Source organism: Nostoc sp. (assembly GCF_036919555.1).
GTDB lineage: Bacteria > Cyanobacteriota > Cyanobacteriia > Cyanobacteriales > Nostocaceae > Nostoc.
This window is the reverse complement of the sequence record NZ_JBALCS010000004.1, coordinates 1-25,697: the sequence shown is the minus strand read 5'-3', so window position 1 is coordinate 25,697 and position 25,697 is coordinate 1. Positions and strand designations below refer to the sequence as shown.

Annotated in this window: 18 protein-coding genes and 3 pseudogenes; 12 read left to right on the top strand and 9 right to left on the bottom strand. The window is 42.5% G+C overall.

Annotated features, from left to right (window positions below; genetic code table 11):
• Nucleotides 1–132: 132 nt before the first annotated feature.
• The gene (locus V7K36_RS00810; RefSeq protein ID WP_335112380.1) at nucleotides 133–2,130 is read right to left on the bottom strand and encodes a PP2C family protein-serine/threonine phosphatase; all 1,998 of its coding nucleotides are present in this window, start codon (nucleotides 2,128–2,130) and stop codon (nucleotides 133–135) included.
• Between the two features lie 211 nt (nucleotides 2,131–2,341).
• Between V7K36_RS00810 and V7K36_RS00805 the strand changes: the two genes are divergently transcribed.
• From V7K36_RS00805 to V7K36_RS00785, 5 genes and pseudogenes are all read left to right on the top strand, one after another.
• Nucleotides 2,342–2,776: an NfeD family protein gene (locus V7K36_RS00805; protein ID WP_334827613.1), complete on the top strand. Its 435-nt coding sequence runs from the start codon at nucleotides 2,342–2,344 to the stop codon at nucleotides 2,774–2,776.
• A gap of 117 nt (nucleotides 2,777–2,893) precedes the next feature.
• Nucleotides 2,894–3,901 (top strand): SPFH domain-containing protein, encoded by a 1,008-nt coding sequence (locus V7K36_RS00800; RefSeq protein ID WP_335112378.1) that lies wholly within the window; start codon nucleotides 2,894–2,896, stop codon nucleotides 3,899–3,901.
• A gap of 74 nt (nucleotides 3,902–3,975) precedes the next feature.
• Nucleotides 3,976–7,160: pseudogene (locus tag V7K36_RS00795) on the top strand (pentapeptide repeat-containing protein).
• Nucleotides 7,161–7,344: 184 nt separating this feature from the next.
• Nucleotides 7,345–7,692, top strand: a complete 348-nt coding sequence (locus V7K36_RS00790; protein ID WP_335112376.1) for a DUF433 domain-containing protein — start codon at nucleotides 7,345–7,347, stop codon at nucleotides 7,690–7,692.
• Nucleotides 7,693–7,708: 16 nt separating this feature from the next.
• Entirely contained in the window at nucleotides 7,709–8,059 is a 351-nt protein-coding gene (locus V7K36_RS00785; protein WP_335112374.1) for a DUF5615 family PIN-like protein, read from the top strand.
• 54 nt (nucleotides 8,060–8,113) lie between these two features.
• On the opposite strand, the gene V7K36_RS00780 is transcribed toward V7K36_RS00785, so the two are convergent.
• Both V7K36_RS00780 and V7K36_RS00775 read right to left on the bottom strand, forming a co-directional pair.
• A complete protein-coding gene (locus tag V7K36_RS00780; protein WP_335112372.1) occupies nucleotides 8,114–8,350 on the bottom strand; it encodes a type II toxin-antitoxin system Phd/YefM family antitoxin in 237 nt (78 codons plus the stop codon).
• A gap of 440 nt (nucleotides 8,351–8,790) precedes the next feature.
• Entirely contained in the window at nucleotides 8,791–9,195 is a 405-nt protein-coding gene (locus tag V7K36_RS00775; RefSeq protein WP_335112370.1) for a Fur family transcriptional regulator, read from the bottom strand.
• A gap of 144 nt (nucleotides 9,196–9,339) precedes the next feature.
• On the opposite strand from V7K36_RS00775, the gene purS reads away from it, so the two are divergent.
• Together purS and purQ are read left to right on the top strand one after the other, a co-directional pair.
• Complete coding sequence (gene purS / locus V7K36_RS00770) at nucleotides 9,340–9,618, top strand: phosphoribosylformylglycinamidine synthase subunit PurS (protein WP_335112368.1); 279 nt, start codon at nucleotides 9,340–9,342, stop codon at nucleotides 9,616–9,618.
• A 133-nt stretch (nucleotides 9,619–9,751) separates the two neighbouring features.
• Nucleotides 9,752–10,426, top strand: a complete 675-nt coding sequence (gene purQ / locus V7K36_RS00765) for a phosphoribosylformylglycinamidine synthase subunit PurQ (RefSeq protein WP_335112366.1) — start codon at nucleotides 9,752–9,754, stop codon at nucleotides 10,424–10,426.
• Between the two features lie 140 nt (nucleotides 10,427–10,566).
• On the opposite strand, the gene V7K36_RS00760 is transcribed toward purQ, so the two are convergent.
• The gene (locus V7K36_RS00760; RefSeq protein ID WP_335112364.1) at nucleotides 10,567–11,064 is read right to left on the bottom strand and encodes a DUF427 domain-containing protein; all 498 of its coding nucleotides are present in this window, start codon (nucleotides 11,062–11,064) and stop codon (nucleotides 10,567–10,569) included.
• Between the two features lie 677 nt (nucleotides 11,065–11,741).
• On the opposite strand from V7K36_RS00760, the gene V7K36_RS00755 reads away from it, so the two are divergent.
• Entirely contained in the window at nucleotides 11,742–12,110 is a 369-nt protein-coding gene (locus tag V7K36_RS00755; protein WP_335112362.1) for an antibiotic biosynthesis monooxygenase family protein, read from the top strand.
• Between the two features lie 26 nt (nucleotides 12,111–12,136).
• Here the strand turns inward: V7K36_RS00755 and V7K36_RS00750 are convergent.
• The 5 genes and pseudogenes from V7K36_RS00750 to V7K36_RS00730 all read right to left on the bottom strand — a co-directional run bounded on the left by V7K36_RS00750 (nucleotide 12,137) and on the right by V7K36_RS00730 (nucleotide 21,659).
• Nucleotides 12,137–13,091: pseudogene (locus V7K36_RS00750) on the bottom strand (IS982 family transposase).
• 515 nt (nucleotides 13,092–13,606) lie between these two features.
• Entirely contained in the window at nucleotides 13,607–15,187 is a 1,581-nt protein-coding gene (locus V7K36_RS00745; protein WP_335112360.1) for an HlyD family efflux transporter periplasmic adaptor subunit, read from the bottom strand.
• A 175-nt stretch (nucleotides 15,188–15,362) separates the two neighbouring features.
• Nucleotides 15,363–18,365, bottom strand: a complete 3,003-nt coding sequence (locus V7K36_RS00740) for a peptidase domain-containing ABC transporter (RefSeq protein ID WP_335112358.1) — start codon at nucleotides 18,363–18,365, stop codon at nucleotides 15,363–15,365.
• Between the two features lie 1,102 nt (nucleotides 18,366–19,467).
• Nucleotides 19,468–19,890: a hypothetical protein gene (locus V7K36_RS00735; protein WP_334827584.1), complete on the bottom strand. Its 423-nt coding sequence runs from the start codon at nucleotides 19,888–19,890 to the stop codon at nucleotides 19,468–19,470.
• Nucleotides 19,891–20,021: 131 nt separating this feature from the next.
• Complete coding sequence (locus V7K36_RS00730) at nucleotides 20,022–21,659, bottom strand: CTP synthase (protein WP_335112356.1); 1,638 nt, start codon at nucleotides 21,657–21,659, stop codon at nucleotides 20,022–20,024.
• A gap of 84 nt (nucleotides 21,660–21,743) precedes the next feature.
• Here V7K36_RS00730 and V7K36_RS00725 point away from each other — a divergent pair, with 84 nt between their 5' ends.
• The 4 genes and pseudogenes from V7K36_RS00725 to V7K36_RS00710 form a co-directional block, all read left to right on the top strand.
• Nucleotides 21,744–23,519, top strand: a complete 1,776-nt coding sequence (locus V7K36_RS00725) for an N-acetylmuramoyl-L-alanine amidase (protein WP_335112354.1) — start codon at nucleotides 21,744–21,746, stop codon at nucleotides 23,517–23,519.
• A gap of 104 nt (nucleotides 23,520–23,623) precedes the next feature.
• Complete coding sequence (locus V7K36_RS00720) at nucleotides 23,624–23,938, top strand: hypothetical protein (protein WP_335112352.1); 315 nt, start codon at nucleotides 23,624–23,626, stop codon at nucleotides 23,936–23,938.
• Nucleotides 23,935–25,056, top strand: coding sequence for a DNA cytosine methyltransferase (locus tag V7K36_RS00715; RefSeq protein WP_335112350.1), 1,122 nt, complete (start codon nucleotides 23,935–23,937; stop codon nucleotides 25,054–25,056). The genes V7K36_RS00720 and V7K36_RS00715 overlap by 4 nt, the downstream gene beginning before the upstream one ends.
• 60 nt (nucleotides 25,057–25,116) lie before the next feature.
• A pseudogene (locus tag V7K36_RS00710) lies at nucleotides 25,117–25,697 on the top strand (hypothetical protein); the annotation flags it as partial.

Genomic DNA, 25,697 nt, shown 5'->3' with positions numbered 1-25,697 from the left:
CAGACCGCTCCCGTCACGAGTCAGACCGCTCCCGCTAAAACATTGGTCACTAACATCCTGACTTTCGTGACTAACAATAGCTGAGAAACCTACGGTAGTTGTTACTGTAAGCTATTCCCCAGTCCCCATTCTTTACTTTCTAGGCGGACACACTTGCTGTATTCTTTGGGGAAGTTGCCGACACATCTGCTGTAATCCTTGAGGATTAATTTGCCACCAAGCAAATAATCCCAGACTTGTACCCCCCACAAGCAACGCCAACACTCCCCCCAGCATTACCAAGCGTTTACCCCGATTAGGTTTTGTAATTAAGGTTGGTGGAATTTTTGGGCTTGTAAATGGTTCCTCTGAAAGATCCAAATCTAGATCCAGATTTAGATCCAAATCTAGATCCAAATCTAGATCCAAATCTGGCAAAGTTTGTGAACTTTCTGTAAAAGAAATTGGTTCCTCTTGTTCCTCTTGTATTTCTGCTTCTATAATCTCTTCTGGCAACGCCGGAGTCACAGGTACTAAGTATTCTGGAGAAACACGGTAATAAGTGAGAACAACCGACGTATTATCACGCCCATTTTTTTCGTTTGCCAAGTTAATCCAGTTGCGGACAGCATCTTCAACTGTCAGTTGGCCTGTGAACACGGGTATTGCATAATCCTGCCAAGATTGTTCTACCCAGTTATTATCACTCAAACCATCAGAACAGAGTAACAGGATGCCATCTTCTTCCACAATGAATCGCTGAAGCTTGAGACGTAAAGATTCTGCATCTCTTGTCCCTAATGCTTGAGTTAAAGCACTAGCATCTGCTCTCAAAAGTGCCTTCCGATACAAGCTTTTAGCAAAGCGTACTTCCCGCGTTGCGACATCATCATCTACTGTTAGTAGTTGGCAATAATTGCGAGTAATCCAATAGGCACGGCTATCGCCAACATTGGCCAAGTAAAGTTCATGAGTATTATTTGATTGCCACTCAGTACTCGTCTGCACTTGTTGGGGAACTTGTACCGCCATGACAATAGTTGTAGCCATGCGTTCTTTGCCTTGGCGTTTTTGTTCGTTATTGCGGGCACAAATCACATTATTTACTACCCGTAAGCTTGCTTCTAATTGTTCCTGCAACAACTCTGGTGGTACAAGTACAGTTTGTTCTGTTACCTCCGTTAGTAAAGCGCGAATTTGCAACTTTACAGATTGCACTGCCAACTTACTGGCAACCTCGCCGCCTTCATGTCCGCCAATGCCATCGCAAACAATCGACAAGTGAGACAATAAAGGTTCATCTAAGTTACTCAAAGCATTGGGGTAGCAAGCGTCTTCATTTTGTGCCATAACTAGGCCAATATCTGTAGAACCTGCCACCTTTAGAACTAATGGCAATTCTGCAGCAGCTGCTAGTAGTAAATTATTAAGTTGAATATTAATAGCTTCTAACTCAACCTCAGTTTCACACATCTGCTGGACTATGTTCTCTAACCCTTTGGCAACTGATGCCTTTGCAGACGCTACCCAAAACCGCCAACACTGCCCCAGATTTTGTAAACTTAGCTTTTCATCTGCTGGTGTTTGATAGAGTTCCAACAGTTGCACACACCAACCTTGGACTCTCAAGTTATCTACTACCAGTAAACTGCCGCTAAGTCCCAATTCTGATAAGAGTATCCAAAGTTGGAGAATTTGCCACAGCCAATAAACTTGTCGTACTGCGGTTGCTTGCTCCCATGCCTCAACAATAGTTGGATAAATATTTCCTGTCTCATCTATTGGCACATTTTCCAATAAAAGGATATCAGTTGTATCTCTTTCAAAGTTACAAACAAACCCATAAGCCTGGGGCAAATGTAACCGCTCTTGATATAATAGTAGATAAGGAATTACTTCTTTTGGCAATTCTTCAGGTACATCTGGCGGCAGTCCCGGCTGAGTATCCAGCCAAATTTGGTGACTAATTACCTCATACCTGTCTGCTACCTTAGTGCCTGGTGAGATTTGAGCAGACAATGAGCCAGTAGCCCAAAGATACCGGTGAACTAAAGGAGTTTGGCAACTGGCACAAACACTATCTTCCATAGGATTAATGGGGCTATTACAGCCTGGATTTATACAATAAATTATCAGTTGAGTAGAAATCATAAAGGTATAAATTGAAGAAACCAATCAACTTATTGGCAATGACTTGAAGGCTAGAATAGACTAGATTGGTGTACCGCTAGCTACACCTTGTTACTGAAATTAATCAAAATATTGGTAAAAAAACCAAGTTTTGCTTTCTGTAAATAACTTAGTCTGGCTGTATCTAATTGTAGAAATACATTTACGTCAATGTAGAGTTTAGGATGGCGCTATGCCAAGTTTTACCTTAATCTGGCTTCTGGCAGGAGCAGTTCTGTGTCTAATGGAATTGTTCTTACCATCGGCGTTTGTCGCCTTCATGATGGGAATTAGCGCTTTTGTGGTGGCACTGCTGTCTGGAGTGGGTTTAGGAAGTGTATGGTTGCAAGTTGTGGTTTGGCTGTTGGTTTCCACAGCCCTAATCGTGCTTTCTCGTCGGTTTTTGCAACCGCGACAACGCAAATCTAAAATTCGGGATGCAGTCATAGCTGAAACCTTAACAGAAATTCTGCCTGGGAAAACAGGGCGGGTGCGGTATGAGGGAAATTCTTGGCAAGCAAGATGTGACGATGACAAATTTACCCTACCACCCCATCAAAGAGTTTATGTGGTTAGGAGAGAAGGTACTACTTTGATTGTGATACCAGAAAATTTGTTGAATTCTTAGTTAATGGGCATTGGGCATTGGGAAGAATTGATTTCCCTCACCTCCTCTGCCTCTTTGTCTCTTCTCTCCTTTTTGCTTTTGAGTGACACTTAATATTTAAAAATTAGGAGACTTACAATGGAACAGTTCTTTTTACTTGTCTTTTTAGCCCTTGGTGGTTCTGCTGTAGCGGGATCTGTGAAAGTCGTCAATCAAGGTAATCAAGCTTTGGTGGAAAGATTAGGTAGTTATAACAAAAAACTGGAACCAGGACTAAACTTTGTCATTCCTTTCTTAGATAGAGTTGTCTACCGAGAAACTATCCGCGAAAAAGTCTTAGATATTCCTCCTCAACAGTGCATCACCCGTGACAACGTTGGTATTGAGGTGGATGCAGTGTTTTACTGGCGGATTGTGGATATGGAAAAAGCCTGGTATAAGGTAGAAAATCTCCAGTCGGCAATGGTAAACATGGTGCTGACTCAAATTCGCGCCGAAATGGGACAACTGGAGTTGGATCAAACCTTTACTGCTCGTTCTCACATCAGTGAACTTTTATTACAGGATTTGGACGTTGCTACCGATCCTTGGGGTGTGAAAGTGACACGGGTAGAACTGCGAGATATTATTCCGTCTCAGGCGGTGCGAGAATCGATGGAATTGCAAATGTCGGCAGAACGACGCAAACGGGCAGCAATTTTAACTTCTGAGGGGGAACGCGAATCTGCCGTTAATAGTGCCAGAGGTAAAGCTGACGCGCAAATATTGGATGCAGAAGCTCGTCAAAAATCGACAATTCTGCAAGCGGAAGCTGAACAAAAGGCGATTGTTCTGAAAGCTCAAGCGGAACGTCAGCAGCAGGTTTTAAAAGCGCAGGCGATCGCAGAGTCTACAGAAATTATTGCACAAAAGCTCCAGACTAATCCCAATGCGAATAAAGCGGTAGAAGTTCTGTTTGCCTTGGGCTATCTAGATATGGGTGCAACAATTGGTAGAAGCGATAGCAGCAAGGTCTTATTTATAGATCCGCGCACTATTCCTGCTGCTTTTGAAGGTATGCGTTCGGTGATCTCAAATGGTCAGGTTGACTCTAACGAGTTGTTTTCTAAGCAAATACCAGGATTAGAAAATAACCACCCTAGTTAAGAGTAGGGAGTGGGGGAGTGGGGACAAGAAGAATAACCCATGCCCAATGCCCAATGCCCAATGCCCAATAACTAATGATAATTAACCCGGAACAGGTCATCAGCGCTATTATTGCGATCGCTAATCCTTTAATTAAGGAAAAAATTCAGCGCAATGAGACTGTAATTAAATTACTTCAGCAGTTTAAACTTGACCCAGAGCATCCACCAGCAGATTTTAGTGGGGTTTATGCTTATGCACTGGTAGAGTACGGCGTTGGGAAACCCAAGCCTTTTTTAGAACTTTTTCGCCAAGAAGCAATAAAACAGGCTTTCCGCAAAGCATTTGACCATAATAACCCTTCAATTTTGCTTTCTGAGGTTGATGCTTGGCTTGATGCCTATGCGTTGGGTGATGACATTAGAAGTTTGGGAATTGACATTAGACGGGAAATTGCTGCGTTTTACATTGTTTTTGCGGAAGTTGCTAAACGCACTCGCAACCCAGCAGATACACTAATGAGTCAACAAATTGGCTCTTTGCAACAACGCATTGCCAATATCCAAGAACTACTCGACAGGTTGCCGACGCTGGAAGGTATTCGTACAGAAATGGCGCGGTTGACTGCACAGAATTCCCCTGCACTGCTGGAGGCCGAAACATCCACCGAAAATAAATGTCGAGCCATCGCCCTAGCTCAACAAATGCGCGGCTGGTTTGAAACCTTGGGCTACCGCTTTTAAAAGTATGAAATTTGGGGTGATTCATATTTTGAGTGGATTATCAATGTACCAACACGGCGTAACCGATATGACCGCATCCTGAGTTGGACTCAAGGATGTAGCTGTTTTGCGTTCCTCTGTGGAGCAGCAGAGAACTGATGAAGGTTGGTTAGTAACAGCAAGACGGATTGCCCGAGCAGCGCGGAATGAGGTGGAAAAGGAGGAAAATCGCCACTTAGGTTGTTACACTTTTGACGAACTCATTGACCAAGATGCTGATTTTAGTGATTATCTCGATTGGTTAGAAGCAGAAATTATTCGGCAGCAAATTGATACAAAATACGTTCCCTTAGCCTGCACAAAAGAGGAAATTGACCCCGATACTAAGCAGCGCATCGGTATTAGTCACTATAGCGATCGCGATGGTTGGATTGATGGTTATATTGATGTCTGGTTGGATGATCCAGCCAAAGAACATATTTCTATATTAGGAGAATTTGGTACGGGGGAAACTTGGTTTGCTTTCCACTATGCTTGGCTGGCATTGCAACGTTACCGAGATGCCCAAAAACGCGGTGTTGAGCGTCCCCGTTTGCCTTTGGTAATTACGCTGCGGGATTTTGCCAAAGCGATAAATGTCGAGAACGTTTTGGCGGGGTTCTTTTTTACACAGCACAATATCCGTTTAACTAGCGAAGTTTTTGACCAGTTGAACCGTATGGGTAAATTGCTGCTAATTTTCGATGGTTTTGACGAAATGGCAGCAAAAGTTGACCATCAGCAGATGATTAATAACTTTTGGGAACTGGCTAAAGTGGTGGTTCCTGGTGCTAAGGTTGTCTTGACTTGTCGCACCGAACATTTTCCCGATGCCAAGGAAGGACGCGCTTTACTCAATGCCGAGTTGCAAGCTTCTACCAAGCAGTTGACAGGGGAAACACCGCAGTTTGAAGTGCTGGAACTGGAGAAATTTAACGACGAGCAAATTCGGCTGGTGTTATCGCATCAAACGGAAGCTACAACGGTTGAACAAGTAATGGGAAATCCGCAATTATTGGATTTAGCCCGTCGTCCGGTGATGACTGAGTTAATTTTAGAAGCTTTGCCAGATATTGAGGCGGGTAAACCTGTGGATATGTCGCGGGTTTATTTGTACGCGGTGCGGCGGAAAATGGAACGGGATATTAAGAGCGATCGCACGTTTACTTCTTTGGCAGAAAAGCTATACTTTTTGTGCGAATTTTCTTGGGAAATGCTGTCTACTGACAAAATGAGTCTCAATTATCGGCTGTTCCCAGAACGCATTCGCCGCTTATTTGGTTCTGTCGTTCAATAAGAGAAGGACTTAGACCACTGGCATTATGACATGATGGCGCAGACGATGCTTGTCCGCAATGCTGATGGTGATTATACTCCAGCGCATCGGTCGCTGTTAGAGTTTTTTGTAGCGTATAAATTTGCGGCAGAGTTGGGAGCGTTGGCTGGCGATTTTATTGAATTAGCTCAAGCACAGTCAGGTTTGGATAGGAGTGTAACATCTGTTGATTATACTTGGTCTGGTTATTTTTCACGTCATAAGAGTAGTGTTGCGATGTCTACGACGGGCTACGCCTACGCACCACTAAAAGCATTTACAAGTGAGTCTTTTAAGAAGTTGAGGGAGACTTTTGGCAAAGCACCACTCACAAAAGCGGTCATGGATTTGCTTTTACTGATGATTAATGTTGATACTCAAGCTTGCATTGTTGATCTGATTCAGGCAACGCGGGGGAAAACAGAAGATGAAGTGGGTTATGTTGGGGGTAATGCAGCGACATTGGCAGTGAAGGTTGATAAAGCAGCTTTGTCAGGTCTTGACCTTAGTCATACTATTCTTCAGAAGGCTGATTTTTGCGGTGCTAGCTTACAGCGTGTTAATTTTGCTGAGGCCAATCTTGCCAATTCTATTTTCATTCAAGCCTTAAGCACTGTGTTATCGGTAGCATTTAGTCCAGATGGACAAATGTTAGCTACGGGTGACAGAAATGGCAAGGTTTGTTTGCGGCTGGTGAGTAATGGAGAGAAAGTTTTTACTCTTAAGGGTCACACAGAGTGGGTATGGTCAGTTCCATTCAGTCCTAATGGTCAAATTATCGCCAGTAGCGGCGACACTATAAAACTTTGGGATGTTCGCACTGGTGAATGCCTGAATACATTACAGGGGTCTAATAAATTGGTATGGTCAGTTGCCTTCAGTCCTGATGGTCAAATCCTTGCCAGTAGTGGTAATAACCATACAATAAAACTTTGGAATCTGAGCAATTATCAATGCATAAGTACTTTGCAAGGACATAGTAACAGGGTAAGGTCAGTTGCCTTTATGTTTAGATGGTCAAGTGTTAGCTAGTGGCAGCGATGATGACACAATTAAATTTTGGAATATTAATACGGGCGAGTGCCTAAAAACTCTAAGACCGGAAAGACCCTATGAGGGTATGAATATTACAGGCATTAAAGGCTTGACCTCAGCCGAAATTGCCACCCTCAAAGCACTAGGCGGAGTGGAAGATGGGGAATAAATTTTAGGCGATACCTGACGGTAAGCTAGTGCGATGTCTACGATGTTCACTAACTTGTACTGAGCGCAGTCGAACCATGTCGTTCGCGCAGCGTCTCGTAGAGAAGTGCGGGCTATTCGGCGTCGCACTTGTGTAGTAAATTTTCAAACCCCGTTAAAATATAGTTAATCTTAAATAGTTTCCAATGACAGCCCAAGAGTTAGAAACACAGTTACTATCCCTAACACCAGCCGAAAAGGTTGAAGCAATTCGCATCTTAACCCAAGGTATTAATACCAACAATCATGGAATTACCAAAACCCCTGGTGTAATGGGTGCTGATGCTTGTATTGCCGGAACACGCATTCCTGTTTGGCTGTTGGTAAGTTATCGACGACAAAGTGCTAAAGATGCTGATATTCTAGATCAATATCCTCAACTTAGCGCAGCTGACTTGGTAACAGCATGGCTTTATGCTGAAGCATTCCCTCACGAAATTGATACTGCTATTCACGAACAAGAACAAGCTGATACAATTTTAGATGCTTCTTAAAATATCTTGTTGATGTATGGCAAGGTTGTTAGCAGATGAGCAGTTTCCCCGCAAATCGGTAGAATTATTACGTACTTTTGGACATGATGTTATCACCATACAAGAAGCAGGTAAAGCCGGAATTTCTGATGATATGGTGTTAGATTTTGCAATATTAGAAAATCGGGCTGTATTAACTATTAATCGTCGTGATTTTTTTAAATTACATAAGATTAAACCCCACCATACTGGGATAATTGCGTGCAAAGATGATTTAGATTGGAATCGATTAGCAACAAATATTGATGCGGTGATTTCTACGGAATCGACATTAATAGGAAAAGTTATTCGCGTAAATCGATTTCCTTCTATAACACTCCTTCTATAACACTATAAATTTTGCGTGATTGCTGACGGTAAGCTTGCGCGATGTTTAAATAAATCAACGACGTTCCTCTGTACCCGCATTGATGACAGTTGCACTCAAAGACTCACCCTCAATCGCAAGGGAATCACGAAATTGTTTCATACTTGCTAACCGTTGTTCCTTTTGTAGCGGAGGAACTAAACGAGCTACAGCTTTATCTTGTTCTAGCAAAATTACTTCTTCTCCCCTAGCTACCCCTTCCAAGAGAGGTTTTAAATTCATAGCTGCTTCTTCAACGCTAATTCTCAACACTACATTACTCCTGTAGTTAGGCTTAAATCTCAAATAAAATTTCCTGTTTACATTATTGTAATTGGATTGAGCAGTTATCTATTTTCTTCAGTGATACAGCGTTTTTCAGGTAAATGAGGTACACAGGTAGGGGCACAACATTGTTGTGCCCTTACAATAATCTGTACAGAGGCGCTTGTTGCAATCTGCTGTATCTAAAAAATAGGTACAGTGGAAGATTAGAGAAGGAATTTTAGGCGATACCTGATGGTAGACATTGCCTCATATTCTATTTTATTTGACTCATTTGATAAAATTACAATGGCTAGTGAGGGGAATGCGATGTCTACGACGGGCTATTCGGCGTCGCACTAACTGTCGCATTCTTATAGTGATGGAATAATCAAGTTTTGATAAGTTGTAAATTATGACGTTATCTATTCAGCCAACCACAGCTATCATTATTGACCAATCGCAGTAGCTTGATTTATCTGGCATTTACTGCACAACCCAAAAAACTCTAGGGTGTGGTAAAAAACTTTAAACTTATGGCTGGATTCTAACTGGTTTTCTAGGTCATGAACGGGGCATTGATTAATTGGAATTGAAACACCGCATTGTAAGCAAGTTAGGTGGTGTTTGTCTTGCTGCGCTAGGCTGTAGAGGGCTTCACCGTTAGCCAAATTCCGCACTTGTACCATGCCTTCCAGTTTTAAGGCTTCTAGGGAACGGTAAACTGTTGCTAAACCCATGCTCTGATTTGTGTTACGTAGCTCTACGTAAATATCCTGAGCAGAAATGCCTTTTTTGATGGTTTTCAATAGGTTGAAAATACGCTCTTGACTGCGGGTGCGTATGGCTCTCATAGACAATTATTTAAATATGCCACTGTAGTTGAAGCTGTTAGATGAGCTAATTGATCAATTAACTTTAACCGCTTCGTAATCTTATTTTCACTCAGTTGAAGCATAAAGTTATAGTATAACGATCGCAGCATTCACCAAAAGCCCGTGCAAACCAAGTATTTAGCCAAAATTTTCGTAACGCTTCGTCCTTCAGTGTTAGACCCTGCTGGTGTGGCTGTACAATCCGGTCTTCAGCAACTGGGATACGATAACGTTGACCAGGTGCGGATTGGCAAGTACATTGAACTCACCATCACCTCGACTGATGAAAAGAAAGCGCGTCAAGACCTCGATACCATTTGTAACCAAATGCTATCAAATCCCGTAATTGAAAATTACCGCTTTGATTTGATTGAGGTCGAAACCCAAACTGGGGTATTTTAGGGATTGGGCATTGGGTATTGGGCATGGGGCATTGGGCATTGGGCATTGGTTATTTTTTCTTCCCTTGCTCCCCTGCTCCCCACTCTCCACTCTCCACTCCCCACTTCTGACTCCCCACTCCCCTTGACTAATCATGAAATTCGGCGTTGTTGTTTTTCCAGGTTCTAATTGCGATCGCGATGTTGCTTATGTAACCAGAGATTTGCTCTTACAACCGACTCGCATGGTTTGGCATCAAGAAACCGACATTGCTGATTTGGATGTCGTAATTATACCTGGTGGTTTTAGTTACGGGGATTATCTGCGCTGCGGTGCGATCGCCCGTTTTTCACCGGTGATGCAGCAGGTTGTCGAACACGCCCAAAAAGGTAAGTTTGTTCTCGGTATTTGCAATGGTTTTCAGGTATTAACTGAAGCTGGACTTTTGCCAGGAGTGTTAACTAGAAATCGGGATTTGCATTTTATCTGCGATCGCGTTCTTTTGAAAGTTGAGCGGACTAATCTCTCATGGACGCAAGCTTATACCAATAGTGAAGTTATCACTTTGCCGATTGCCCACGGAGAAGGACGATTCTACGCTGATCAAGCCACTCTCGCAGAAATTGAAGATAACGGGCAAGTTGTGTTTCGTTATGAAGGGGAAAATCCTAACGGTTCACTAAATAACATTGCCGGGATTTGCGATCGTCGAGGCAATGTGTTGGGGATGATGCCGCACCCAGAAAGGGCGTCAGACGCGATGCTAGGGGGTAGTGATGGCTTGAGGTTGTTTCAGGGATTGTTAGAGAAAATAGCGGCATTAGCGTAGAGCAAATATCGAGCGAGTATGTTGGATTAGAGAGCGATCGCTGAAAGATAGATTCCAATACGCTTGGGTTAAACTTTTTTCTATCCCCCTGTTCCCCCTGCCTGCTTTAACAGATAAATTTCCTTAACCCAAGCGTACTGTCACCATCCCCAAGTACCAGGAGCGCCTTTGAAAGGCCCAACAATATCACTGGTGATCCAACCACCGTAGAAGTTACCTGGTTGTGGTTGCACCTCTTCGCCATTCACGTAGCATTTATCCATTACATGAGCGTAAAAAGCTACGTAGTCCTTGAGAGATTCAAACGCTGGTGTAGGGTTAGGGTAGAACCAGGCAGCATTATGGACTTCTTTTTCACCAACTCGAATTGTGTAATAAATAGCACTTCCCTTCCACTCGCAAAAGCTAGATTGCGGGGTCAGCTGCAAATATTCCATTTTGATATCCGCAGGGGCAATGTAGTAGGAAGGAGGATGACTAGTTTCTAAAACACGTTTGGCGTTGTGGGTATCTGCAATTATTACTCCGTTAAAGATTATTTGGATATGTTTACTTGTGTCCTCCAGACGAGGAGGACGGGGGTAATCCCAAACTGATTCTTGTCCAGGAGCGGGTTCGATGCGTTGAGAATTAACCATTGTAAAATCTTGATGTGTGTGATAGGCTTTTAACAATTTTATCTCAAGCTTTATGATCAAGCGATGTCTACAACGGGCGTAGCTGCGGCTCCATCATATCAAGTCTTAGCTGCAAGCAGCGATGAATTTGCGTCATTGATAGCGCAATACGCTTGGGTTAAAACTAAAACTCTTTTAGGACTTACGCATAACTCTCTGAAACTCTTATTCCTTTGCGTCCTTTGCGGTTCGTTTTTTTATTATTTTGCGTAAGTCCTGTCTTTGTCAAAGTCAATTTTTTTAACGTAGACCCAAAGCGGCTTGCCGCAGGCTACCGCCTTCGCGCAGCGTCTCGTAGAGAAGAACGTCAAGGACGCAAAGAGAAGGAGGAAATGCTTAACTGAACGTGAATTCGACGGATCTAAAAAACCCCTCTCCAAACCTCTCCCCCACAGGGAGAGAGGCTTTGAAAAGATAGATTTTCTCGTTTGAAACGAAGAATATTTCTGCCCCTCTCCGCGTCGGAGAGGGGTTGAGGAGAGGTTCAACGAACTGACTTAAATCAGAAGTAGAAGGTAGTTAAAAGGTAATACGATTCAGTTAAAGCTGAAATAGTTGTAAATTAGATTTATTCCGATGTACCGACTTGCTAGAATGCAACACGCTGTTAAATTCAATAGACTAAGGAGATTCAAGTTATGCTAAAATTTGTTGAAATGGATAAGTTAGTAACACTCCAAATGCAACTGGACGAAAATATCAGTCCTGTCATTTTAATCAACAAATTCAATGTTGCTCCTGAAGATGTTGATGCGCTTATCAAGGCTTGGGTAGATGACTCTGCCTATATGAAAGAGCAACCCGGATACATTTCCACACAGCTTCATCGTGGCATCGGTGAGAGTTGCGTCTTTATTAATTACGCGGTTTGGGAATCGGTGGAAGACTTTAAGCGAGCGTTCAATAATCCAGAGTTCAAAGCCAAGTTGAGCCATTACCCATCAAGTGCAGAAACATCGCCGCACCTTTTTCAAAAGGTTGCAGTGCCGCGAATCTGCGTTGATTAGCTTACATTAACGTGAGTTCGACAGCACTAAAAAACGGCAGGAGACAGTGCAGGCAAATCTTTTGGGTAAATGTCAATTGAGGGTTTTTTGGGCAGATAGGTGTAGGCAGCCAAACCAGCCATCAAGTTGACCAAAAAGTTAAATAGACTACGATGTCGAGAGTGTTCTATTTGACACATATTTTTGAGATGGTCATTGACCGACTCAATGACTGCTCGCTTGCGTAAAAGAATTTTATCAATCAGTTTTACCAAGCGGTTTTTCATCTTCTTCTTGGATTTGGTAACGAACTGTAATCCCCGTTCATATAATTCTTCAAATAATTTTTGGGAGATATATCCCCGGTCGCCAAATAGTTTACCAATTAGATCCTTAGTCATATCTGGGACTGGCACTCTGTCGTCAACCTTTGCCGGAGTCAGCTTGAATGCAAGCAATTCTCCACAGTCGTTAATAATCAAATGAAGTTTAAAACCTGCATTGCCAACCGACCGAATTTTTACCCCATTTGACTAATCCTTTAAACACCTTGTGCGCGTGTGCGCGGCATCGATGACAAACTTCAATTGGGGTTGAGTCAATAAAACTAATCCCCGTAACCTCTCCCGTGCGTGTATGTAAGAAAGAACACAATAACATTAAACACCTTCGCGTAGCGTCTCGTTGGCGCAGCCTCTCGTAGAGAAGAGAAGGCATCAGTTCCACAAACCTGGTGTAACTCACCAAGTTGGGGAATGCTCCACGCCACCTTTGTAAAACATGCAACGTGTAGAACTCCTTGAAAGTCTTATAACCACTACCATGAAATGCAATGGCTATTGTCATCACCTCTGATAAATGCATCCTTGATTTACTGCGAGGTTCTCCCGTTGTTGATGGTAGCTGTGGTATTTGCTGCCACAATTTTTCCCATTGATTGCAGAAATCATCTATGTCACAGAAAATTTGCACGATATCGAGGCGAGATACAATGGTAGACATAGCCGAGACCCTCATTTTTCTTAGATATTTTTAGTCTCGGCGTTTTTTTGTGCCTTTTTTACTTAATCTCAATCAATCTTAGCGCTCTTTAATCACTCTCTCCAGAGAAAAAACAATAATCCTTGCTAAACAAGACTTTCAGGCAAAAAGGATGATTTTAGCCATAATGTTAGAAAATAAAGCTCCAAACCTAGTTTCTGACTCTTATTTAAAAGTTGGCTGAGATTTTTCTTTGAGCAGAGTGATGAAAGAGCGTTAGCGTAGGCGTAGCCCGCCGCAGGCATCGCACGCAACACCTGCCCAGTTTATCATGTTTCATATCTAGCAAGCTTTTTGCCGTTTTCTAACCGTCGAACTCACGTTAACTGAACTGTATTGACTGATAGCGTCCCTTGCGCGTCTGGTAGAGAATCGTTAGCAAGTATTCGTACCCCTAAGGGGAAGTAAGCTAGCAAGAGCGTCTCGTAGAGAGGGTCACAGCCCGTTGTGAGAGATCACTTTTACAAATTAACAAATTAACGTACCTCTTTAAGAGTATCAACTTGCTTGGTAAACAACTCAGTGAATAAACTCAGCACACTCCGTTCTTCGCGCACTTTTATATTGGCACTGATGGACATACCTGATTGCAAGTTGACTTTTTTACCCTTAATCAATAAAGATTGTTTATCCAATGAGATTCTTGCCGGAAATCTATAAAACTGATGTGTTTGGTCTGGCGGTAATGCGTCTGAGCCGATGTCAATCACTTTTCCTTTGATATCGCCAAACTCACTGTAAGGAAAGGAGTCAATTCTGACATCTACCTTCATGTCTTTTCGTACAAAACCAATATCTTTGTTAGTGATGAAAACTTCAGCTATATAGTTTTCATTTGGGACAATTTGTAGCAGTTTTGTCGTTGGAGTCGCTACAAATCCAGGGCTTTTTGCTTGTAAATCGAAAACTGTTCCAGCTACAGGCGCACGGAGTTCTTCATATCTAATATTTAACTGTGATTGAGATATTTTACTATTAACATCTGCCAAACGCTGCTCATTATCCAGCACAACTTTCGTGAATTGGCTATCGATTGCGGCAATACGCTGTTTGTTATCAGCTATCTTATCCAAAATGGTTTTATCAGAAAGAGCCACAGTATTGCTTAACTCTTGTCGTCCTTTTTCTATATCAAACTGGAGGCGTTTTGTTTCCTCACCTAGTTGCGCTACTTCCGCCGTACGGTTTTGTACTTCTTGTTGCTGGTTGAGATACTGGAGTTGAGAAATTCCACCTTCTTGTGCTAATGTCCTCAGCTTATTTAAAATCCCCCGTTGAATAGCTAAACTTGCTTTACTATCTTCCAGCTTAAATTGATTTTGACTAAGTTGTTTTTTAGTTTTTTCTACTTCTAATCGGGCTGCTAAGGAGCGAGAATCTAATTCTTTCTTGGCAACTTCTAGAAGTTTTTGCTCATCAATTCCTACCGCAGTATCTTGTCCAGAATTTTTTAATTGAGTCCGCAATAATTCATTTTCTTTTACTAGCGCTGACCGACTTTTCAACAGAAAAGCAGTTTCTGGTGGCAAATTCCCGCCCAAATATGAGAGTTCAGATCCTGTGGTGGTGCTTGCACTCATCAATCGGCGATAAATCTGGTTTTCTTTAATTAATGCAAAGCGAATGTTCTTCAAAGAATTTAATTCAGCAACAGAAGCGATGGAATCAAAAGTCAGCAACAAATCTCCTGGCTTTACTTCTTGTCCATCTTTAACATTAACCGTTTTCACCACTCCACTAACAGGAGCCTGAATTTCTTTGACTGTTCCTTGTGGTTTTAATTGCCCTGTTGCTGGCACTACTTGCTCAATTTTTGCAAAATAAGCCCAACCAATTCCAAAACAGGCTAGCAGAATTAGAGTAACCATGATTGTACGCGACCAAATTGGAGATTGGCGCAAGACAATGGATTGCTCAAATTCTTGAGTGTTTGAGTTAGTTAAAGACTGTCGAGCAGCTTTCTGTTCCTTTGTCTGTTGCTTTGTAAGTACCTGTGAATCTTGCTTTACTCCGTTTTTCTGATTACCGTTGAGGTGATTCCCATTAAGTTGAGTCATAACGATTTTGGGTTTTGGGTTTGAGATTTTTTGTAGGGTGGGCACTATTTATCAATGCCGAAAACTGGGATTTTGATATTTGTGACATTGCCTACTTTACACTGATTGCTGTATCTATGGAATGTTAGTCAAACAGAGAATTTTCTCATGCCATGCTCCCACCAGCAATGACTAATTACAAGTTAACATCTTGTTGCTGATACAGATAAGAATAATGACCTTTAATAGCCATTAGTTCTTGATGGCTGCCTTGTTCTATAACCCTGCTATTATCCATCACGACGATCTTATCTGCATTACTGACGGTGTTCAGTCGGTGGGTAATAAAAAATACTGTATCACCCTTGAATGCTTTAGCTAAATTCAGACATATTTGCCGTTCTGTGGGATAATCTAAGGCGCTAGTTGCTTCATCTAAAACTAATAATTTTGGTCGTTGTAAAACAGAGCGGGCGATCGCAATTCTCTGTCGTTGTCCACCTGAAAGTGCAGAACCCCGTTCTCCCACCCGCGTGTTGTAACCGTTGGGCAAGTTCATGACAAACTCGTGGGCGCAAGCCACCTGAGCCGCTTCGATAATTTCTTCGGTTGTTGCATCGGGATTCGTCAGAGCAATATTTTCCTGAACGCTGCCGTCAAACAATAATGTCTCTTGGGGAACTACGCCTATCTGCCGTCGCAGTGAATAAAGTTCCACTTTGGCAATATCATAATCATCAATCAAAATTCTGCCGGACTCGGTTTCGTAAAGTCTCAGTAGCAACTTCATCATCGTACTTTTACCAGATCCACTTTGTCCGACAATGCCGATAAATTGACCTGGAGCAAATTCGAGGGTGACATTAGAAAGTTGCAGAGGGCCACTTGTGCCAAACCGGAAGGAAACATTTTCGTATTTGACAGCTCCCTTGATCGTCGGTAAGGGTATATTGTAACGGTCTGTTTCTCCTTCTTGTGGTGTATCGACAATATCCCCTAAACGTTCTATGGACAAGGCAGTTTCTTGGAAGCTTTGCCAGAGTTGAGCCAAGCGCAATATTGGACTGGTGACGTAACCCGATATAATCCTAAAGGCAATTAATTCGCCTAAAGTTAATTCTCCTTTAAGTACTAAATAAGCTCCAACCCATAAGACTAGTAAGCTGCTGAGTTTGTTGAGGAAGCTGCTGGTAGAGTTGGCGAGGGTAGAAGTCACAACTGTTTTAAAACCAGCGGCGACAAATCGAGCGTAACGTTCTTGCCAGGAAAAGCGGGTTCGCAATTCAATATTTTGCGCTTTTACTGTTTGAATTCCTGACATCACCTCCACTAAATAAGATTGAGTTTCAGCGTTGCGTTCGGCTTTGCCACGTAATTGTCTGCTAATGGTGGGAGAAGCAATTAAGATCACAATGATAAACACCGGAATTGTGCTTAAGCCTACTAAGGTGAGTTGCCAACTGTAAATCAGCATCACACCGATATAAACCAGTGAGAATAGAGCATCTAACCCCACTGTTAAAGCAGTACCCGTGAGGAATTGGCGGATATTTTCTAGTTCGTTGATGCGAGTGGAAAGTTCCCCCACTGGTCGGCGTTCAAAATAGCGCAGAGGTAAACGTAGTAAGTGATCGATGATTTCCGACCCTAAACTCATATCGATCCGGTTAGTGGTATCAACAAATAAGTAGGTTCGTAAGGTAGTCAACACCGCTTCAAATATCGCCACTACTAATAGCAAAACCCCCAAAATATGTAGAGTACCAATACTATTTTGAGTGATAACTTTGTCAATAATTACCTGGACGACCAGAGGATTTGCCAACGCCGCCAACTGCACGAAAAAGGAAGCGACAAAGACCTCTATCAGGACTCGACGGTAGCGTGACAAATAGGGCAGAAACCACCGTAAACCAAAGCGCTCTTGGGGTGTTTCTTTGGTAGGAGTGAGCAGTAATACTCTAACTTGGGGCGGAAAGTTGGTTGGATCAACATCTAATTGTTCAATCAATTCGGCGGGTTTGCAGCGCACAATTCCTTCGGATGGGACACCGACAACCACAGTATTTGCATCTGCTGCATATAAAACCGCAAAATTATCACCATAGCGAATTAATGCTGGTGTAGGAATGCGCGTTACAGAGGCGACTGGTAGCTCTATCAACTGCGCCTTAAGTCCGATTAACTCTGCTAGGTAAGCAGTAACTTGAAACGATATAGTACCCTGACGTTTGACTTGCTCAGTTAAGATGCGGCGAACCACCTCTCGACGAAAGGGCATTTCTAGGTGCTTCGCGATCATTTGGAAGCAGGCGAAGGCTGTATTTAGTTCTCCGTTACCACTAAAAAACGGGTATTTGTATTTTAGCGAACTCTTTGAGGTCTGAGGGGCTGTCTGTGGAACTATTTCGTTCGATGCATAGGGGATATCTAGTTCCTGGGCGCTATTTGATTTGGTGTCACTTACCACAAGTTCTGTCTGATGAGGGACTTCCAAGATCAAATCTGACGGATGTATACCAAGCAACCGTGCGGGGTTTTGACTGATGACTTGGATATTGTCTCTATTATCGTCCGATTCTAGGCGATCGCTAGGTGATAAATTCGTGACTGTCCCACCGCCACTGATAAACCAGACCCTTTCGCGATCTAGTTGGTTGAATGGAGTTTTTCCTGGAGAGAGGTAGTGTATTTTCGCCTGTGGTAAGGCATTTTCTGCCAGTTCTCTGAGATTTAAAGTAGCTATTGCTTGCTTTTGCCAATAGGAACTGAGAATATCGAAAACTTCCACCAAATAACTGCGGTTCTTGCGAGCATCGGCAAAAGCTGGGTATAAAGTCAGAAAGCTAAAATATGCCGATGCACTCAAGCTTAAAGATACTACTTCGGTGGAAGCGATCGCTGTCTCACAGGCGACATCGCGCAGCAAACCAATTTCGCCGATAATTTCGCCCGGTTGCAGTAATTTTAGGGTGATTGGTAGTTGCGTCTGGGGGTCATATCCCAACAGGCGCACTTGTCCCTCATAAATGATCGTGATCTGTTGCGGCAGACTTTCTTTACCAATGATTTTCTGACCGATGCGATAGCGCCAAGCTTGCAGCTGTTCTGATAGATTGGCGATCGCTCCATCTGGTAACTGATCAAACCCTTCTAGGGTGGTGAGAAATTCGGCAAAAGTGTTCTTAATGTAAGTCATATAAAACAAGTCGAAGGAAAAAGTGAGGAATAAAGTCGAAAATATTAGGGAGTATCTCTTTTACTAACAGTAGCAGTGTTTAATTTTATGCCAGCAGCCGCAAGATTTCTCTGCTATTCAGTGTGGATGAATATCTAAAAGCACAGAGGGTAGCTTTGTCTAATTGCAGTTCTGCATCCATATCACAGGGTTCCTAATGTTATGCATTATTCAAAACAAAGATACTGTAAATAGATCGAGGACAAGTTATCACTTGGTTAACGCTAGATAATTTACGCCATCATCGCGTTAATTTATACAAGTTGAAAATTAATATTTAGCATTGCAAGTATGCAAGATGGATACTTATCGTCAAACCAAGACACATAAACGCAGTTGTTAAACTTAGCGTCGGATATTTTAATTTATGATAATCTACATGAAAATATCACAAATGCTTTCCTAAGTAAATCCCCTCATTAAGAATTGTGTAATTAAAAAAACTTTAAATTTCTGAATTCTTTTTGACAAATTCTTAAATATAGGGATTCATCCCATCACTATTGATTAGCGAAAAACAACAAACTTTGGTTGTCAAACAGCAGCCATGACTTCTCGTCCAGATTAATTCAATAAAAATTAACTGGAAAAGTAAAGGTAAAGATTTTTTGATAACCTGACAGTAATCAACTACTCAATTTATGAAGAAAAGACAATAACTGCCTTCAGTAAATCTACTAATTTAATTAATATCGAGTCCATCTTTATCTGATACAAGCATTAAACCCGTATTTCTCACAAGTATTGCGTTGGCTACATCAGCACTTCGACCCTTCTCGTAGAGAAAGGCAAGCTCAGTTACCACCGCCGGCATCGCATTAATCATAACCTTTGCCCAGACTATATTTCGGGCATTTTTGTCTGGGAAGAATTTTGATCTAGTGTGAAACGCAGAAATCTAGGTTTTATCAGGCTTTGAGAAATGTGGTGAGAAAGCCGGGATAAAGCAACCTGATCTCGCAACAGGGATGAGGTTGATAAATTTTATACAAAAATTACTATTACTTAATACTATGCAGCATTAACACTTAGATTCACACGTAAAATGATATTGTCCTAATTCCTAAGACAAAGAATATCCAGTTGCTTTCTTAACGTATTGAATGACTTTTTGATATGATTCAGGATTACTCACAGGGTTGATGATGATGGAGATAGTGCCATCTGGCAACCAAAAAGTTATCCTACCGTTCGGTTCATGACAAAAGCAACTGATGCAGTTGAGATTAATTACATATTCCTTTTTTTCGTAAATAATTTTCACCCAGTGGGCATGATCTAATTTCAACCCCGTCACAGATTCTAAATAATTGAGAATTTTTTGATAGTCTTCCAGGTTACTTTGTGGGTTAATCACTATGGGAATGGCACTATCGGGCAACCAAAAAGTAACCCTACCATTCAGTTCATAACAAAAAGCATGGACACACTCAAAATCCACTACATATTCTTTCCTCTCGTAAAGGATTCTCACCCAGTACGCCACAACATCTCCTCAAGTCCGAAATTTACAAATGATGCACCCTGAATGTCCAAATCTGCTGAAGCCTTAAGTTAATGTTGCTATGCACGAATTCAAAATCTAAAAATTAATTTTGAATTTTGAATTTTGAATTGTTACGACACCTCCAATGGTGTTGGTTTACCAGATGTTGAGATAGAAAGAGCGATCGCTGCTTGAATCAAGCCTTTAAATAAGGGATGAGGGGTACTGGGGCGCGATTGAAATTCTGGATGGAATTGGCAAGCAAGAAAGAATGGGTGCTTGGATAATTCCACAATTTCAACTAAGCGTCCATCGGGAGAAGTGCCACTGATCACATAGCCAGACTTCAATAACAGATCGCGGTAATCATTGTTAAACTCATATCGATGTCGATGTCGTTCATAAATTACATCTTCTTGATAAAGCTTGAAAGCTAGAGTATTAGGAAGAACACGACAAGGATATAGCCCCAAGCGCATTGTACCCCCTAAATCAACTACTTCCTGCTGTCCTGGCAATAAATTAATTACCGGATCGGTTGTATAGGGGTCAAATTCAGCACTATTAGCATCTGTCAATCCCCCTACGTGCCTAGCCCATTCAATCACAGAACATTGCATTCCCAGGCATAAACCCAAAAAGGGAATTTGGCGATCGCGCGCGTATTTAATCGCAGCAATTTTCCCATCCACTCCCCGAACACCAAAACCTCCCGGTACAACTATGCCATCGACACCTTCAAGATGAGTTTCGGCTGGCTCAGTTTCCAAATCTTCTGAGTTCACCCAACGCAGACGCAGTTTGCCATAAGTGGAGATTGCAGCATGGTTAAGTGCTTCCACTACAGATAGGTAAGCATCACTTAACTGCACATATTTACCGACAATGGCAATTTCTACCTCGTGCTTGGGACTATGTAACCGTTTTACTAGGGTTTGCCACTGGGTCAAATCTGGTTTACGTTGCTCCATTTGCAGCAAGTCCAGCACTTGTTCTGCCATTCCCTCCCATTCCAGATTTAGCGGTACTTCATAGATACTTTTGGCATCTTGGGAAGTGATCACACATTCTTCGGGGACATCGCAAAATCCCGACAATTTCTGCTTTAATCCCTTGGGTAAGGGGCGATCGCTCCGACAAACTAAAATATCTGGTTGAATGCCAATGGATCTCAGTTCCTTAACTGAATGCTGTGTTGGCTTAGTTTTCATTTCACCCGCAGAGGCAATCCACGGCACCAGCGTTACGTGCATATACAACACATTCTGCCGTCCCACCTCTTTGCGGAACTGGCGAATTGCTTCCAAAAACGGCAGTGATTCAATATCTCCCACCGTACCGCCGATTTCTGTAATCACTACAGAGGGGTTTGTACTTTTAGCAACTCGCAGAATTCGCTCTTTTATTTCATTGGTAATATGGGGAATCACCTGTACAGTACCGCCATTGTAGTCTCCGCGTCGCTCTTTATTGATGACTGCCTGGTAAATCGAGCCAGTAGTAACACAGTTCAAGCGCGACATTGAGGTATCAGTGAAGCGTTCGTAATGCCCCAAGTCCAAATCTGTCTCCGCACCATCCTGGGTAACGAATACTTCCCCATGCTGAAAGGGACTCATCGTGCCAGGATCGATATTGATATAAGGGTCGAGTTTGAGAATCGACACCGAATATTCGCGCGACTTGAGCAAACGCCCTAGACTTGCTGCTACAATGCCTTTACCAATACTGGAAACTACGCCTCCAGTTACAAAGATAAACTTAGTCATAGGACTTTGAATTTCTAACAACTTCTAAAAATACATCCCGTCATTGTGCCACAGTTATTGTGGTGTAATCTTCTGTGATTTGCTGTGAAAAACCTTTTAGGATTAGTAATATTCGGCTGTATTCTCACATCCTCCGTAGCATTGGCAGAGCCATCTCTTATAGTCATTTTTCCCCAGACAAACTACCAGACGAGTGCCGAAAAAATCTTCTTTCTGGGCACTGCACCACCAGATGGTCAGGTTTTGATCAATGGTAAGCCAGTTACCCGCAGCAAAGCTGGTCATTTTTCCCCTAGTTTCCCCTTGCAGTTGGGGGAGAATCTTTTTACTGTGCGTCACGACAATCAAGAACTCCAGATTAAGGTGACAAGGCTTACCACTGGACTTGAACTACCACAAGGTTTAGGCTTTGCGAAAGATTCCCTGACTCCCGCAGCTGACATTGCCAGACTACCGGGAGAACTGATCTGTTTTAGCGCGTTAGCGAAACTTCCCCAAGGGGTCGCACCCCCTAACGCCAATGTCTCTGTCAAGTTGGCTAATCAAACTATTGCCCTTTCACCCCAACCTCAACAGGTACAACTACCAAGTAATTTGGCAGTTTTGACAGGGCAAAATCAGCCTTATGCCCAGTCTAGCGTAGGCAATTATCAAGGTTGCACCACAGTGGCAACAGCCGCCGATCTGGGGCAACCTCAGTTTCAACTGACGCTCAATGGCAAGACAATAACTCAACCAGGATCTGGTAAGATTCAAATCCTCTCAAGATCAGAGTTGCCAGTTGCTGAAGTAACGGCAGACGCAGGCGTTGCTCGCACTGGTCCGAACACCGATTATTCTCGACTTACACCACTGCCCAAAGGCACACGCGCAACAGTAACAGGTAGGGAAGGTGAATGGTTGCGCCTAGACTATGGCGCTTGGATTAATAGTCACGAAACGCGCATTCTACCTGGTGCAATTCCGCCACAGACAATAATTCGCAGTGTCGGATACCGTCAACTCCCTGGTGCGACAGAGATAGTTTTCCCCTTACAAATTCCCGTACCTGTGAGCGTACAACAAAGTCAGCAAGCGATCGCTCTCACTCTCTACAATACCACTGCCCAAACCGACATTATTCGCCTGGATGATGACCCCCTGATTTCTGGCCTAGATTGGCAACAGGAAGCTCCAGGACAAGTAAAATACACCTTTAACCTCAAAAAAGCCCAACAGTGGGGATATAAGCTGAGATACGACGGTACAACCCTGGTTTTAGCTTTGCATCATCCGCCTAAAATCGGGAACACAAGACGCAAGCCTTTAGCTAATTTCAAGATTGTACTAGATCCAGGGCATGGCGGTAAAGAAACTGGTGCCAGTGGCCCAACTGGATATTTAGAAAAAGATGTGAATTTGGTAGTATCTAAGTTGCTGCGCGACGAGTTGGTGAAGCGAGGAGCAACGGTGGTAATGACGCGGGAGGACGATCGCGAACTTTCGCTAGTAGAACGTCAGGCAATTATCAGTCGAGAAGAACCAGTGATCGCTATTTCCATACATCACAACTCCCTACCCGATGATGGCGATGCCGAAAAAATCAAGGGATTCGCCGCATTTTGGTATCAACCCCAAGCCCATAACTTGGCAATATTTTTACAGAACTATGTAGTCAAAAAACTTGGCAGACCTTCCTATGGTGTGTTTTGGGATAACCTAGCGCTGACACGTCCAACTGCTGCGCCATCGGTGTTGCTGGAATTGGGTTTTATGAGTAATCCCGATGAATTTGAGCAGGTAGTGAACCCAGAAGAACAAAAGAAAATCGCAAATGCGATCGCTCAGGGGATTACTGAGTGGTTTAGAAGCGTTAAATAAATTTGCAGGTACAACTAGACTTTACAAAGCCGATCATCGTCAAAAGCATTGCTACTGTATCAATTGAGTAAAATGAAAGTTCAGTTGTTCCTGCGAGATGTCCGATGACTATCCTTGACCGCCGCCGTCAACTTCAACAACAGATTGCTCAACTTCCAGATGACCAACTGACTCAGGTTGAGCAATATATAGCATTTCTTGTTTTTCAGAAAACAGTTCCATCTCAATCAGAAGTGACCAGATCACCTTCCACTGGAGCTTCGATTCTGGCATCTTTAGAGCAAGCACACACTCCGCCTGATTCTGCTTTGGAGGATGAGAACCTAGCACAATCACCTGAAGATTTTGCTGCTAAAATCGCTGAAATCAAACAACGTGGCGATCGTTCTCAATCTGTTATCCGTCAAGGAGTAAAATGAATTACGAACCTGTGGTATTAGAAAAAAAATTAAATGCTCTAAAAATTAGAGAAATGACAGCAATAGAGAATAAACTTAATGCTGGCACAAAAGAATTGATGGCACTATCTCTATTCTCTGGAGGAGGAGGATTAGATTTAGGATTTTCAGCAGCAGGATTTAGAGTTGGATGCTCTACTGACATAGATTCATTTTCTTGTCAAACGCTAATACTCAACAATGGAAGAAAAATATTTTATAACGACGCGCACTCAATAACGGCTGATATAACAGAAATTTCAGCAGAATATTTGCTAAGAAAGGCAGAGCTTTATGATAGCGAAATTGACATTATTTTAGGTGGTCCACCATGCCAAGCATTCTCTATATTTGGTCGTCGTAAAGGGCTAGATGATCCACGCGGTAATTTAGTATGGGAATATCTAAAAATTATTCAGGAAATCAAACCTAAAGCATTTGTTTTTGAAAATGTACCTGGCTTAAAATCTATTCATGATGGAAAGTTGTTTGAAGAAATACTGAGTGAATTAACAATAGGCGGTACATACGCAATATCTACACATAGTTATCAAATGGCTGAATATGGAATCCCTCAATTCCGTGAAAGGGTGTTTGTTATAGGAGCAAAAAATGGGTCAATTGTTCCCCGAATGCTTCCAACGCACGGTAGTAAATCATTATTAGCACTTAAGAATTACCGTACTGTTAGGGAGGCGCTCCGATATTTGCCTGAGCCAGGAACATTCAGTACAGTTCTTAATCACATCGGAAGAAAACATAGCCCAAGAATTGTCTCTCGGTATGAAAACTTAAAATTTGGAGAGCGCGATCCAAAAACGAGAATAAATAAACTACATCCAGAGCGTCCAAGCTTTACGATAATTGTTGGTTCTGACAAAGGTGGTGGTAAAGGTCATATTCATCCATTCGTTCCGAGAGAAGTAACGCCACGTGAATCAGCACGTATGCAGACTTTTCCAGATTGGTGGGAATTTTATGGTACTGGACGGCACGTTATTCGGCAAGTCGGAAATGCGGTTCCTCCCCTTTTCGCTACACTTCTGGCAGAGCATCTGCGTGTGCATATTTTTGAGAAAAAAAAAACAAAGGAGCTATGAAGATTTCATACAAATATTAGGGCTTGATTATCTTCAAGAATAAATAAAAACTTGTAGCTCATGATTATTGATTTGTTCAGCCATAAAATACATTCAAGCGGCGATGAATGGCCTGATAAATTAGCGGAGTTGGCAGCAATATTTGGTGAATTTGATGGACGGCTTTATGATCGTTCTGCGTTTGAAAGCCGTCTACAACGTATTAGTCCACGCGCATCTTACCTAACGCAAGCAGTGTCTGCATTACCTTTGACACAAGCTGGTAGGTTAGATGTATCAAAGTTTCGTGATGAAATAAGTGCTTATCCAGCGTACTTAGGACTTTACTTTCTTGAGAGATCAGTATCTGGGTGGGTGGTTAGAGTTAGTGAGACAACCAAACGTTTCTTGTTGAGAGAAGAACCTGATGTCGCCTCGTTTCTTCGCCTTCAATTGCCTTTGTTCCAATATCCAAATGCAATGGGAGCGGTTTACACAAGCTACTCTAACAATCTCCGAATTCAAGCTAATACAAGAGATCGAACATTAGGATTTATAGGACAAGCTGCTAGAGAACTGGCAGATGAAATCATCAAACAAGGGATTATTGAAAGCATATCTGTTCGCCATATTGGAAGATTACTAGAAGAGGCAGAACTTAA

What these genes read in the sequence shown, in the direction of transcription:
- V7K36_RS00760 (WP_335112364.1), bottom strand. Translation starts at nt 11,064, where the DNA reads ATGGTTAATTCTCAACGCATCGAACCCGCTCCTGGACAAGAATCAGTT.
- V7K36_RS00785 (WP_335112374.1), top strand. Translation starts at nt 7,709, where the DNA reads ATGGCAAGGTTGTTAGCAGATGAGCAGTTTCCCCGCAAATCGGTAGAA.
- V7K36_RS00805 (WP_334827613.1), top strand. Translation starts at nt 2,342, where the DNA reads ATGCCAAGTTTTACCTTAATCTGGCTTCTGGCAGGAGCAGTTCTGTGT.
- purQ (WP_335112366.1), top strand. Translation starts at nt 9,752, where the DNA reads ATGAAATTCGGCGTTGTTGTTTTTCCAGGTTCTAATTGCGATCGCGAT.
- V7K36_RS00810 (WP_335112380.1), bottom strand. Translation starts at nt 2,130, where the DNA reads ATGATTTCTACTCAACTGATAATTTATTGTATAAATCCAGGCTGTAAT.
- V7K36_RS00740 (WP_335112358.1), bottom strand. Translation starts at nt 18,365, where the DNA reads ATGACTTACATTAAGAACACTTTTGCCGAATTTCTCACCACCCTAGAA.
- V7K36_RS00790 (WP_335112376.1), top strand. Translation starts at nt 7,345, where the DNA reads ATGACAGCCCAAGAGTTAGAAACACAGTTACTATCCCTAACACCAGCC.
- V7K36_RS00775 (WP_335112370.1), bottom strand. Translation starts at nt 9,195, where the DNA reads ATGAGAGCCATACGCACCCGCAGTCAAGAGCGTATTTTCAACCTATTG.
- V7K36_RS00720 (WP_335112352.1), top strand. Translation starts at nt 23,624, where the DNA reads ATGACTATCCTTGACCGCCGCCGTCAACTTCAACAACAGATTGCTCAA.
- V7K36_RS00800 (WP_335112378.1), top strand. Translation starts at nt 2,894, where the DNA reads ATGGAACAGTTCTTTTTACTTGTCTTTTTAGCCCTTGGTGGTTCTGCT.
- V7K36_RS00745 (WP_335112360.1), bottom strand. Translation starts at nt 15,187, where the DNA reads ATGACTCAACTTAATGGGAATCACCTCAACGGTAATCAGAAAAACGGA.
- V7K36_RS00755 (WP_335112362.1), top strand. Translation starts at nt 11,742, where the DNA reads ATGCTAAAATTTGTTGAAATGGATAAGTTAGTAACACTCCAAATGCAA.
- V7K36_RS00715 (WP_335112350.1), top strand. Translation starts at nt 23,935, where the DNA reads ATGAATTACGAACCTGTGGTATTAGAAAAAAAATTAAATGCTCTAAAA.
- V7K36_RS00730 (WP_335112356.1), bottom strand. Translation starts at nt 21,659, where the DNA reads ATGACTAAGTTTATCTTTGTAACTGGAGGCGTAGTTTCCAGTATTGGT.